Genomic DNA, 11,673 nt, shown 5'->3' with positions numbered 1-11,673 from the left:
CCACTTCTCCTTCTTCCACTCCTTCTTCGGCTGCCCCTTCGCCGTCCCGGACGGGGTGGTCGCGCCGCCTGCGGCTGGCGCCGCTCGTGCTGACCGCGTCGGCCCTCACCGTGGGACTGACCACCGGGCCGGCGCTCCCGGCCCCCCTGACCACCGCCGGGTCCGCGCCCTCCGCGACCCGGGGCGAGGCCGAGGCGCAGCGGGCTCAACTGGAGCAATTGGCACGGCAGTTGGTGGCTGCCGGGGCGCCGGGGGTGGTGGTGCGGGTGGACGACGGCCGGGGCCGGCCCGTCGAGATCGCCGAGCAGGCCCCCTGGGCCGCGGCGGACCAGCGGCTCGCGGTGGGGGACGAGTTCCGGATGGGCTCCAACACCAAGACCATGATGGCCGTGATCGCCCTGCAACTGGCCGCCGAGGGGCGGCTCGCGCTGACCGACCCGGTGGAGGCGTGGCTGCCGGGCCAGGTGCCCGACGGCCGGGCGATCACGCTGCGGATGCTGCTGAACCACACCAGCGGCCTGGCCGACTACACCGAGGACCCCGCCGTCCTGCCGTCGATCCTCGGCAAGGACCCGCACCGGTGGACCTCCGCCGAACTGCTCGCCGTGGGCGTCAAGCGCCCGGCGCTGTTCCCGCCGGGCACCCGGTGGTCCTACAGCAACACCGACTACGCGGCGATCGGCGCCGTCCTGGAGCGGGTCACCGGGGCGAGCCTCGCCGACCTGGTCCGCGACCGGATCGCCCGGCCCCTGAACCTGAAGCACACCTACCTCGCCACGGACGGCAGCTGGCGCGGCCGCCACGTCCGCGGCTACGAGCCGGACTCCGCCCACATGCCGACGGGGGTGCCCGCCGCGTTCCGGGACGTGGCCGGGGTGCACCGCGACGGCCGGGTGGACGTCTCCGGCAACGACCCGGGCTGGGGCGGGGCGGCCGGGGCCGTGGTGTCCACCGCGCAGGACTGGTCGCGCTTCTACAACGCGCTGATGTCCGGCAGGCTGCTGCCCGCGGCCCAGCTGGCGCAGCTGCGCACCACCGTGCCGATGGACCCGCAGAACCCGGTGGACGGGCCCGGCTCCGGCCTGGGCATCGAGACGGGCCGCACCCCCTGCGGCACCGTCTGGGCCCACGACGGGGGGATCACCGGCTACTCCAGCACCAACCTCACCGACGGCACCGGCAGCCGTACGGCCACCGTCCTGATCGCGACCGAGTTCCTGTTCGAGTTCGGGGCCGACGCGAAGCTCACCGCGGCCGGCCAGGCCCTGCAGAGTGCGGTGACCTGCGCCATGTTCGGCAAGCCGGCCCCTGCTCCGGGTCCGGCTTCAGTTCCGGCTTCAGTTCCGGCTCACTGACGGGGGCGGCCCGGCCGCGGGTGCGGGTGCGGGTGCGGGTGCGGTGATGATCGCGGACAGCAGGTCCCTGGCCTCGGTCCGCGCCATCGCCGCACCCGCGGCGTGCGCGGACGCGAACCCGGCGGCTCCCAGGTCGGCCGTGGCCCGCCCGGCGATCCTGTGCACGTCGGTGTCGCCGAGGTCGTCCGAGCCCCGCAGCAGGTCGGCGGCGCCGAGCAGGAGCGCCGCCTCCCCCGGCCGGCCGCGGCACAGCTCGATGTCGGCGGCCGCCACCGCGATCCGGGCCGCGACCGCCGAGTTCCAGGTCAGCACCAGGTGCACCGCCGGGTGGTCGAGCCGGCGCACCGCCGCGTCGGGCAGGCCGTCCGCGGCGTCCAGCTGCGCGAGCACGCCCAGCAGCAGGGCGGTGAGGTGCGAGGGCACCGGCTGGACGCCGGGAGCCTGGGCCAGGGCGGCCAGGGCGTGTGCGCGGGCCTGCTCCCGCTGCCCGGCCCGCCACTCCAGCTGGGCCAGGCCCAGGCACACCAGGGCCCTGGGCTCGGCCCATCCGGCCTGCGCCACCTGGTCGAGCAGGCCCTCCAGCTGCCGCCGCGCGCCGTCCGCGTCCCCGGCCTGGGCGCGCATCAGGGCGGCCTGGACATCGCTGTCGACCGTGTCCTCCTGCATCCCGAGCTCCTGGAAGTACCGGGTGGCCCGCTCGTTCATCGCCAGCGCGCCGGCCAGGTCGCCGGAGCGCCGCCGCAGCGAACCGAGGGTGCTCAGCGCGGTCGCCATGCCCCACCGCTCGCCGAGCGCCTCGAAACCGGCCAGCGCGTGGGCGAGGAAGCCCGCCGCCTCGGTGACGTCCCCGGTGTGCAGGGTCAGCAGGCCCCGCACGAGCAGGGCGAACGGGCCGCTGGAGGGGTCCTTGCGCTCGCTGTCCGGGAAGTCCGGGGAGCCCTGGGAATCCGCGGGGGCTGGGGGGCCAGGGAGGGCGGGCGTGTGCGGGGGCGGCCCGGTCGCGGCCTGCGGCTGCGGGCCGGCAATGGCCGCGGCCAGCCGGGCCAGCTCCAGCAGGGGATGGACACCGGGGTCGACGCCCGCCATCGCCGCCTCGATCCGGCCGAAGGCGGCCGCCCTGTCCTCCGGCCGGCCGATGGACTCGGTGCCGACCTCGTACGTCGCGATCACCAGCGCACGGGCCGCCGGATCGGCCGGCCCGGGAACCTCCAGGACCCGTTCGAGCAGATCCAGCGACTCCGGCGGATAGCCCCGCATGGACCAGAACCAGCACAGCGCGGCGCCGAACCGGACCGCCGTCGCGGCGTCCCCGGACTCCACCGCCCAGCGGATCGCCGCCAGCAGGTCGTCCCGCTCGGCCGACAGCCGGGCCAGCCAGCGCAGCTGGTCGCGGGTGCGCAGCCGCGGCTCCGCGGTCTCGGCCAGGGCGAGGAAGAACCCGCAGTGGCGTTCGCGGGCGGCGCCGGCCTCCCCGTGGCGGGTGAGCTGCTCCAGGCCGTACTCCCGGATGGTCTCCAGCATCCGGTAGCGCGGCTCTCCCGTGGCGGCGGCTCCGAGCGGGTGCAGCAGCGACTTGTCGACCAGCGCCGCCAGTAGCTCCCGGACGTCGCGGGCCGGGGCGTCGTAGGCCAGGGCGTCGTGGGCCTCACGGTCGCCGGGGTGGTGGTCGGCGTGCGGGGCGGCGAGCCCGGCGACCGCCTGCGCCGCGTCCTCGGTGAAGCTGCCGGGCGCCACCGACAGCCGTTCCAGCAGCGCCCGTTCGTCGGCGGCCAGCAGCTTCCAGCTCCAGGCCACCACGGCGCGCAGCGTCTGGTGCCGGGGCAGGGCGGTGCGGCTGCCCCGGGTGAGCATCCGGAACCGGTCGTCCAGCCGGGTGGCGACCACCTCGGCGGGCAGGGTGCGCAGTTGGGCGGCGGCCAGTTCGATCGCCAGTGGCAGGCCGTCCAGGCGGCGGCAGATCTCGACCGCCGCCGCCAGCGAGCCGTCCTCCTCGGCGAAGCCTGGGCACACGGCGGTGGCCCGGTCGTGGAACAGCCGGACCGCCGCGCAGGCGCGGGCCTGTTCGGGCGTCGAGCCGGGTTCGGGCAGTTCCAGGGGGAGTACCGGGTGCAGGTTCTCGCCGTCGATCCGCAGCGGCTCCCGGCTGGTGGCCAGGACCCGCAGTCCGGGGCACCGGCCGAGCAGGGTCTCGGCCAGCGTGGCCGCCGCGTCGATCACGTGCTCGCAGTTGTCCAGCACCAGGACCGGGTCGTCGTGCGTGAGCACCTCGGTCAGGCGGTCCAGGATCTCCTCGGGGGTGCCGGGGCGGCGGGTCGGGGCCGCGGCGTTCTTGGGCAGGTCGGCCTCGCGCGTGCGCAGGGCGTCGAGCACCGCGCGGGGCACGTCCGCCGGGCCGGCCGGGGCCAGGGCGACGAACCACACCCCGCCGGGCGGTGTGAGCCGGCGGCCGGCGGCGGTGGCCAGCCGGGTCTTGCCGGACCCGCCGGGGCCGACCAGGGTGACCAGGCGGGCTCGGCCGAGCAGCTCGGCCACCCGGCGGATGTCGTCCTCGCGGCCCACGAAGCTGGTCAGCGGCGCGTCCGGGTTGCCGGGCGGCCGTGGTCGGCGGGGTTCCGGCCGTTGGGGTGGCGGCTGTTGGGGTGGCGGCTGGTCGTCGGGGGTGCGGTGGACGGCTGGCTGCTGGTGGTCGGGGGGTGCCGGGAGCTCGCCGCGCAGGACCGCGAGATGGGCCGCCCGCAGCTGCGGTCCGGGGTCGCTGCCGAAGGTGTCGGCCAGCCGGGCGCGCAGCCGCTGGTAGGCGGCCAGTGCCTCGGCGCCCCGGCCGCCGGCGGCCAGGGCCCGGATCAGCTGGGCGTGCAGCCGTTCGTGCAGCGGGTGCCGCGCGGTCAGCGATTCGAGTTCGGCGATCAGCTCCGGTCCGGCGCCCAGCGCGAGGTCGGCCTCGATCCGGTCCTCCAGGGCGGCCAGCCGCGCCCGCTCCAGCCGCCCGGCCTCGGCGTCGGCGAACGGCGCCTCGCGCACGTCCGCCAGCGCGGGTCCGCGCCACAGGGCCAGGGCCTCCCGCAGGGCGGCGGCGGCCTCGGCCGGCCGGCCCTGCGTGTGCAAGTGCCTGCCGGAGAGGGCCAGTTGCTCGAACCGGGCGGTGTCCACCGCACCGGGCTCGACGGCCAGCCGGTACCCGGCCGGTCCGAAGGTGAGCAGCGAGGGGTCGCCCAGGACGCCCCGCAGGCGGGACACCAGTGACTGCAGGGCGTTCGTCTGGTCGGCCGGTGGCGCCTCGGCCCACAGCGCGTCCACCAGGGCCTGGGGCCGGACGGCGCGGCCGGCGTCCAGCGCGAGGTAGGCCAGCAGCGCCCGCAGCCGCGCGCCGCCGATCGGCAGCGGGCCCGCTCCGGCGTCCAGTACCAGGGGTCCAAGCAGGCCGACGCGCACCGGGTCACTATCGCAGCAGCACCGGTTTGAGCGTCAAGTCGCCGGGCGGCACCTGCGCGCCCGACCCGGCCGTGGGCGGCGTCCGGGGCGGTGGCCCGGCGGGGTCGGTGGCCTCGCCGGTCGCCGGCGGGCCCGCCCGTCACGTCCTCGGGGCGGCGATGGGGGGCCCGGGTGAACCGGTAGCCCCGGACAGCCATCCCCGGTAGCGCTCCGCATACGCATGTGTGTGGATGGTGACAGGACGCCATTTCGTGGCAGTCCGATCGACCATCACCACCCTTATCTGGAAGGGCTCTTCCCCCATGCGTACTGCGCGCCGCGTCCTGACCGTCTCCGCCCTCTGCCTCCCGCTCGTTCTCGGCGGGGCGACCATCGCCTCCGCCGACACGCCCAACAACATCCCCTCCCTGAACTACGACCACGGGGCGTTCTCCGTCGGCCCGAACGGCAGTGCCCTGCACATCACCGATGTCCAGTTCGGTCCTGACGGTGCCTCGTTCCTCGACGCCGCCGTCGCGGTGGGCCCCAACGGTGTCGCCGGCTACGCCACCGAGACCGGTATCGGCATCGGGGGCTGATCCCCTCCGCTCCCCCATGCCGGGTGCCCCGGGACGAACCGTCCCGGGGCACCCGCACGCCCGGAGCCGGGGGCCGCGCGGGGCGGCGGCGTTCACCCGCCCCCGCGCGGGCTGACGAGCATGCGGATGTCGTCGGCCGCCCAGAGGACGAACCGTTCGATCGGGACCACCCGGTGGCCCGGCACGGGCCGAAAGCGCAGGCGCTTGAGGAGGACGGCCAGCAGCAGTTCGCACTCGACCATGGCCAGGGCGGCGCCCTCGCAGCTGCGCGGGCCGAACCCGAAGGGGACCCAGGCCAGCCGCGCGCGTCCGGCCGCCTGCTCCGGGGTGAAGCGCTCGGGGCGAAACCGTTCGGGCTCGGGCCAGTGGTCGGGGTTCAGGTGGATGGCCCAGAACGGGTAGAAGACCACCGCCCCGGCGGGGACCTCGTACGCGCCGAGGGTGAGCGCTTCAGTGGTCTGGCGCGCGCCGTACGGGCCGGGCGGGTAGAGGCGCATCGACTCCTGGAGGACCGTCCGCAGGTACGGCAGGCGCCGCAGGTCGGCGTACCCGGGGGCCGGGCGGTCGCCGAGCACGCGGTCCAGTTCCCCGGTGACGCGTTCGGCCGCCTCGGGGTGGCGGCCCAGCAGGTGCAGGGTCCAGGAGACGGCCACGCCGGTGGTGTGGTGGGCGGCGAGCATCGTCGCGAGGACGGTGTCGCGGATCCGGGCGGGGCGCTCGCCGGCCTCGACCAGTGCGCCGACCAGGTCGCCGCGGTCGGCGCGGCCGCCGTCGCGGTGGGCCGCGATCACCCGGTCGACCGTCGCGCGCAGGAGGGCGAGCGCCCGCGCGGTCCGCTCGGCGCGCTCCTGCGGGTCGACGGCGGGGGGCACCTGGTAGAGCCGTTCCAGGTAGTCGGCGAGCACCTCCTCGAAGGCGGCGGCGACGACGTCCGGGCCCTCGACCTCGCCGCCCAGGGCGTACGCGCAGATCATCCGCAGGGACAGGGCGGTCAGATCCTGCTGCAGCGCGACGGCCTCGCCCCGGGCGCCCCGCGCGACCCAGCGGTCCGCGAGGCCGGTCGCGAGCGCGGTGAAGCGGTCGAAGGCCTGCTCGTGCGAGGGGCGGCCGGCCAGGACCGAGAGCAGGGTGCGGCGCCACGGGGCGTGTTCGTCCGCCGGGAGCACTTGCAGGTTGCCGGCCTCGAACAGCGGGTCCAGGAAGGAGAACAGGCGCTCGGGGCGGCGGTCCAGGTGCGCGGTGGCCTCCAGCAGCACCGGGTCGGCGACCGACACGGCCGTCTCGGCGCCGGGCAGCTGGAACCGCGCCACGGGGCCGTACTCGGCGTGCAGCCGCAGCTGGTAGGCGTGCAGCCCGCCCGCCTGCGCGATGGCGCCGACCCCGCCGTCCGGCCGGGGGTCGGGACCGGGGATCTTCATCGGACCTCCTGGTGACGCATGGTCGGATCCGCCGCCCGGACGGTGGACGCGGGCGGCGCAGCGCCGACGGCCGTGGGGACCAGGATCGCGCGGGAGCGCGTCCGGCCGGCAGTGGCGACGCCGGGTGAAATTGCCAGCGCTTGCAACCAATCGGCGCACACAACTATTGTGGTGTCACGCAAAGTGCACCTGCAATCATTCGCGAAGGCTTCCCCTCGCTCCTCCCGCCCCCGCCCCCGCCCCCGGCCCCGCCTCCGCCTCCGCCTCCGCCGACAGGAGTCCGCCCATGAGCACCACCCTCTTCACCCCCTACACCCTGAGGACCCTGACCGTCCCCAACCGCGTCTGGATGGCGGCGATGTGCCAGTACAGCGCCGCTCCGGACGGCGACGCGGCCGGCGCCCCGACGGACTGGCACTTCGCCCACGTCGCGGCACGCGCCACCGGCGGCACGGGGATGATCATCATGGAGGCCACCGCCGTCAGCCCCGAAGGCCGCATCACCCCCTACGACCTCGGGATCTGGAACGACACCCAGGTCGCGGCCTTCCGGCGGATCACCTCCTTCCTGACGGCGCAGGGCACCGTGCCGGCCCTCCAGCTCGCCCACGCCGGCCGCAAGGCGTCCACCGAGCGCACCTGGATCGACCGCGGCCGCGCCCTCGCCCCGGACGAAGCCCACGGATGGACGCCGCTCGCCCCCAGCGCCCTGCCCTTCGCCCCCACCCGGACCAGGCCCGACGAACTCACCGAGGAGCAGATCCGCGGGATCGTCCGGCAGTTCGCCGACGCCACCCGGCGCGCGCTCGACGCCGGCTTCCGGGCCGTCGAGATCCACGGCGCCCACGGCTACCTGATCCACCAGTTCCTCTCCCCTCACAGCAACCACCGCACCGACGCGTACGGCGGCTCCTTCGAGGGCCGCATCCGCTTCGCCCTGGAGGTCGTCGACGCCGTCCGCTCGGCGTGGCCCGAGGACCTGCCCGTGCTCTTCCGCGTCTCCGCGACCGACTGGCTCACCGAGAACCCGCAGGACGGCCGCACCGGGTGGACCTCCCAGGACACCGTCCGCCTCGCCAAGGAACTCCTGGCCCACGGCGTGGACCTGATGGACATCTCCACCGGAGGCCTCGTCCCCGACGCCACGATCGACGCCGGACCCGGCTACCAGGTGCCCTTCGCCGAGGCGGTGCGCAGCGGGGCCGGCATGCCCGTGGCGGCCGTCGGCCTGATCACCGACCCCGTCCAGGCCCAGGACATCCTCGCCGCCGGTAAGGCCGACGCCGTCCTGCTCGGCCGCGAGCTGCTGCGCGACCCGTACTGGGCGCGCCGCGCCGCCGCCGAACTGGGCGCCCGGGTCTCCACCCCCGTGCAGTACCACCTCGCGTAGCGGCGCCCCGGTTCCGGCGGCCCGGTTCCCCGTGGAGGCCCGCCCCGCCGCCCGCCGGTCCCGCGCACCTGTGATCAACTCTTCGGGTACCGCGGCGGGGACCGCGGCACAGGACGAACCATCAAAGGGGGACGGGCACATGGTCGAACTGTCGAACGGTGCGATGACCTGGGTGGCGGCCGGGGACAGCATCACCCGGGCCGCCCTCCACACCCACGGCGCGCGCGGCTGGGTGGAGCACGTGCAGGAACGCCTCTGCTGGCAGCTCGGCCGGCTGACGGACGTCGTGGTCAACACCGGCGTGTCCGGCTGGCGGGCCACCGACGTCCTCGGGGCGTACGACTTCGTCATCGGGCGGTTCGCACCGGACGTGCTGTCGCTTTCGCTGGGGACCAACGACGCCCCCGCCGGGCTGGAGGGGCTCGGGGAGTTCCGCGACGCCATGCGCGAGATCGTCGCCCGGTCCGCCGGCGCGCAGATCGTGCTGCACACGCCGCTCGTGGCCAGCCACGCCGGGCGCGCCGCCCGCCCCGAGCTGCCCGCGTACTGCCAGGCCGTGCGTGAACTCGCCGCGGAGACGGGCGCGTTGCTCGTCGACCACGAGGCGTACTGGCTCGCCGAGTTCCCCGACGGCGAGGCGATCCCGTGGCTGGACGACCCCACGCACCCCAACGGCGTCGGCCACCTGCACCTGGCCGACCACACGCTGCGCACACTGGGGCTGGGCGAACTCACCGCCCTGTGAGCGGGCCGCGCCGGGCGGGCCGTCGGGGCGGTTGCCGCTGATCGGCGGCTGGGCGGCGTCCGGAATTTTTGTCGGGTCCCTGTCTAGTTCGCTTGCGTCCTGGTGTGGTGGGATGTGCCCGTCACGGGATTTGAGGGCGCTGACGGGGGTGCGCGGTGAGGGGTGGACGGCTGTGCGGGCTGGACGGGGACGCGGCGCGGCTTGCCGCGGCGGGCCTGGTCCGGCTGGGTGCGCAGGAGTGGGTGGGCGACGCGGCCGGGGCTCCGGCGTGGCTGGGGCGGATGCGGGCGGCGTCGTTCGCGGACGCCTGGCTGGCGTTCGGCGAGCCGCCGGCGCCGGGGCTGCGGGTGCCGGCCGGGGAGGTCCTGCGGGCGCTCGCGTACCGGGCGGCGGAGCTGGTGCTCCAGGCGCGCGAGGGGGATGTGCCGGCGGTGCTGGAGTGGCTGGGCCGGCGGTCGGCGGAGGCCCGTGAGCAGGCGGGCCGGGCGGAGGTGACGCACCCGGCCGAACCGGCCGCGCTCGCCCTGGTGTGGCACGGCGTCCAGGCGGTCACCGCCGACGGCGGGGACGGGGGCGGGGGCGCTTCGGCGGCCGAGGGCCGGGAGGCGCACGGCCGGCGCATCGACGAGCGGGGCGAGGCCTACGTCCGCGAGCGGTACCACCGCCGGGACACCCTGGCGCTGATGCTGGCCTGTGCCCGGATCGCGGCCGCCGCGCTGGTGGAGTCGTGCGGCGGCGATCCGGGCCGGGTGGACGGGTGGCTGGAGGAGGACGCGGCCCGGTACATGGCGCTCGGCGGCCCGGTGCCGCTGTGGGTGCCGGGCCGGCCGGGGCAGCCGACGGGGTGAGGCCGGCGGCTCAGTGGTTCGGCGCTCCGGCGGGCGGGGCTCAGCGGGCCGGGAGGCTGAGGGTGGCGTGCAGGCCGCCGCCGGGGGCGGGGGTGAGGCCGAGGTCGCCGTGGTGGGCGTCGGTGATGGCCGCGACGATGGCCAGCCCGAGGCCGTGACCGCGGCGGGCGGGGTCGGACTGCGCGGTGCGGCCGCGGCCCCTCAGGAAGGGCTCGGTGAGGGTGGGGACCGTCTCGGGGGCCAGGCGGGGGCCGGTGTTGGTGACGGCGAGCCGGACCCGGCCGGGGTGGTCCGGATCGGCCCCGGTGGTGACGGTGACGGATCCGCCGGTCGGCAGGTTGTGGCGCAGCGCGTTCTGCAGCAGGTTGACGGCGGCCTGGCGCAGCAGGACCGGGTTGCCGGTGGCGGGGGCGGGCCGGCAGTCGGTGGTGACGGTGACGCCCAGGGCGGCGGCCTCCTCCTGGACGGCGGCGAGGGCGTCGCGGGTGGTGCGGGCGAGGTCGAGGGGTTCGAGTTCGGGGGCGGTGTGGCCGAGGTCGGCGAGTTGGAGGAGCGCCTCGCTGATCTCGATGCCGCGCTGGTTGGTGTCCTGGAGGCGGGCGACGAGGGTGGTCCAGTCCTGGCGGGCCGGGTCGGCCGCGGCGACCTGGAGCATGGTGCGGGTGATGGCCAGGGGGGTGCGCAGTTCGTGGGAGGCGTTGGCGGCGAAGCGCTGCTGGGCGTCGAAGGAGCGCTGGAGGCGTTCGAGCATCTCGTCGAAGGCGTCGGAGAGGTCGGTGAACTCGTCGCGGGGGCCGGCGAGGGCGATGCGGTGTTCGAGTGCTCCGCTCGCGGCGCGGTGGGCGGCACTGGTGATGTCCTGGAGGGGGCGCAGGACGCGGCCGGCGATGAACCAGCCGCCGATCGTGCCGACGGCGGTGAGCAGGGCCAGGGCGTAGCCGGAGATGGTGAGCAGGGAGCGGAGGATCTCCTGGCGGGAGGGGGCGGAGAGGCGGTCGCGGGGGTTGGAGGAGGTGAGCGGGTAGTTGGGGATGTAGCGCATGCCGATGTAGACGACGGCCAGGCAGAGGGTGCCGGTGATGACGGCGAAGAGGGTGTAGCTGAGGGTGAGCCGCAGGCGGGCGGTCAGGCGGCGCGGTCGCGGCGCGGGGCGGGTGCGGGGCGGGGCGCTCACGTGGGGGTGCCGTCGGTGAGGCGGTAGCCGACGCCGGGCACGGTCTGGATCACCCAGGGTTCGCCGAGTCGTTTGCGCAGGCCGGAGATGGTGATGCGGACGGCGTTGGTGAACGGGTCGGCGTTCTCGTCCCAGGCGCGTTCGAGGAGGTTCTCGGCGCTGATGACGCCGCCGCGTGCGGTCATCAGGACCTCCAGGACGGCGAACTGCTTGCGGGAGAGGGCGACGTAGCGGCCGTCGCGGTAGACCTCGCGGCGGAAGGGGTCCAGGCGCAGTCCGGCGTATTCGAGGACGGGGGGCGCGGCCTGGGCGGGGCGGCGGGCCAGGGAGCGCAGCCGGACGACGAGTTCGGCGAGGTCGAAGGGTTTGGTCAGGTAGTCGTCGGCGCCGAGTTCGAAGCCGGCGACCTTCTCGTTGAGGCGGGCGGCGGCGGTGAGCATGAGGACGCGGCAGCCCAGGCGGTGCTCGACGATGGTGCGGCAGACGTCGTCGCCGTGGGTGCCGGGGATGTCGCGGTCCAGGACGACGACGTCGTAGGTGTGGACGGCGAGGCGTTCGAGGGCGGCGTCGCCGTCCGTGACGATGTCGCAGGCGATCGCCTCCAGGCGCAGGCCCGCCTGGACCGCCTCGGCGAGGTAGATCTCGTCCTCCACCACCAGGACCCGCACGCGCTGTTCTCCCGTCCCGCTCTTGCTGTCGTTGTCGTTGCCGTTGCCGTTGCCGTTGCCGTTGG

The 11,673-nt window shown here is 75.8% G+C and carries 9 protein-coding genes; 5 read left to right on the top strand and 4 right to left on the bottom strand.

From position 1 onward, the window contains the following. Positions 1–86: 86 nt before the first annotated feature. Positions 87–1,355, top strand: a complete 1,269-nt coding sequence (locus tag ACFWPT_RS26250) for a serine hydrolase domain-containing protein (RefSeq protein ID WP_380484668.1) — start codon at positions 87–89, stop codon at positions 1,353–1,355. On the opposite strand, the gene ACFWPT_RS26245 is transcribed toward ACFWPT_RS26250, so the two are convergent. Continuing rightward, positions 1,338–4,787, bottom strand: a complete 3,450-nt coding sequence (locus ACFWPT_RS26245) for a BTAD domain-containing putative transcriptional regulator (protein WP_380484666.1) — start codon at positions 4,785–4,787, stop codon at positions 1,338–1,340. The genes ACFWPT_RS26250 and ACFWPT_RS26245 overlap by 18 nt on opposite strands. A gap of 302 nt (positions 4,788–5,089) precedes the next feature. On the opposite strand from ACFWPT_RS26245, the gene ACFWPT_RS26240 reads away from it, so the two are divergent. Then, positions 5,090–5,365, top strand: a complete 276-nt coding sequence (locus tag ACFWPT_RS26240) for a hypothetical protein (protein WP_380378220.1) — start codon at positions 5,090–5,092, stop codon at positions 5,363–5,365. 92 nt (positions 5,366–5,457) lie between these two features. Here ACFWPT_RS26240 and ACFWPT_RS26235 read toward each other — a convergent pair whose 3' ends face one another. Further along, positions 5,458–6,783 (bottom strand): cytochrome P450, encoded by a 1,326-nt coding sequence (locus tag ACFWPT_RS26235; protein WP_380484664.1) that lies wholly within the window; start codon positions 6,781–6,783, stop codon positions 5,458–5,460. A gap of 286 nt (positions 6,784–7,069) precedes the next feature. Between ACFWPT_RS26235 and ACFWPT_RS26230 the strand changes: the two genes are divergently transcribed. From ACFWPT_RS26230 to ACFWPT_RS26220, 3 genes are all read left to right on the top strand, one after another. After that, a complete protein-coding gene (locus ACFWPT_RS26230; RefSeq protein WP_380484662.1) occupies positions 7,070–8,173 on the top strand; it encodes an NADH:flavin oxidoreductase/NADH oxidase in 1,104 nt (367 codons plus the stop codon). A 139-nt stretch (positions 8,174–8,312) separates the two neighbouring features. Further along, the gene (locus ACFWPT_RS26225; protein ID WP_363376142.1) at positions 8,313–8,918 is read left to right on the top strand and encodes an SGNH/GDSL hydrolase family protein; all 606 of its coding nucleotides are present in this window, start codon (positions 8,313–8,315) and stop codon (positions 8,916–8,918) included. 155 nt (positions 8,919–9,073) lie between these two features. Further along, positions 9,074–9,766, top strand: coding sequence for a hypothetical protein (locus tag ACFWPT_RS26220; RefSeq protein ID WP_380484660.1), 693 nt, complete (start codon positions 9,074–9,076; stop codon positions 9,764–9,766). Between the two features lie 40 nt (positions 9,767–9,806). Here the strand turns inward: ACFWPT_RS26220 and ACFWPT_RS26215 are convergent, their stop codons facing one another. Then, a complete protein-coding gene (locus tag ACFWPT_RS26215; protein ID WP_380484658.1) occupies positions 9,807–10,940 on the bottom strand; it encodes a sensor histidine kinase in 1,134 nt (377 codons plus the stop codon). Beyond that, on the bottom strand, positions 10,937–11,608 hold the full coding sequence (locus ACFWPT_RS26210) for a response regulator transcription factor (RefSeq protein WP_063353004.1): 672 nt from the start codon (positions 11,606–11,608) through the stop codon (positions 10,937–10,939). The genes ACFWPT_RS26215 and ACFWPT_RS26210 overlap by 4 nt, the downstream gene beginning before the upstream one ends. Positions 11,609–11,673: the final 65 nt, after the last annotated feature.

The sequence above is a fragment of the Kitasatospora sp. NPDC058478 genome, from assembly GCF_042720345.1.
Lineage (GTDB): Bacteria > Actinomycetota > Actinomycetes > Streptomycetales > Streptomycetaceae > Kitasatospora.
This window is presented reverse-complemented; position numbering and strand designations above follow the sequence as displayed.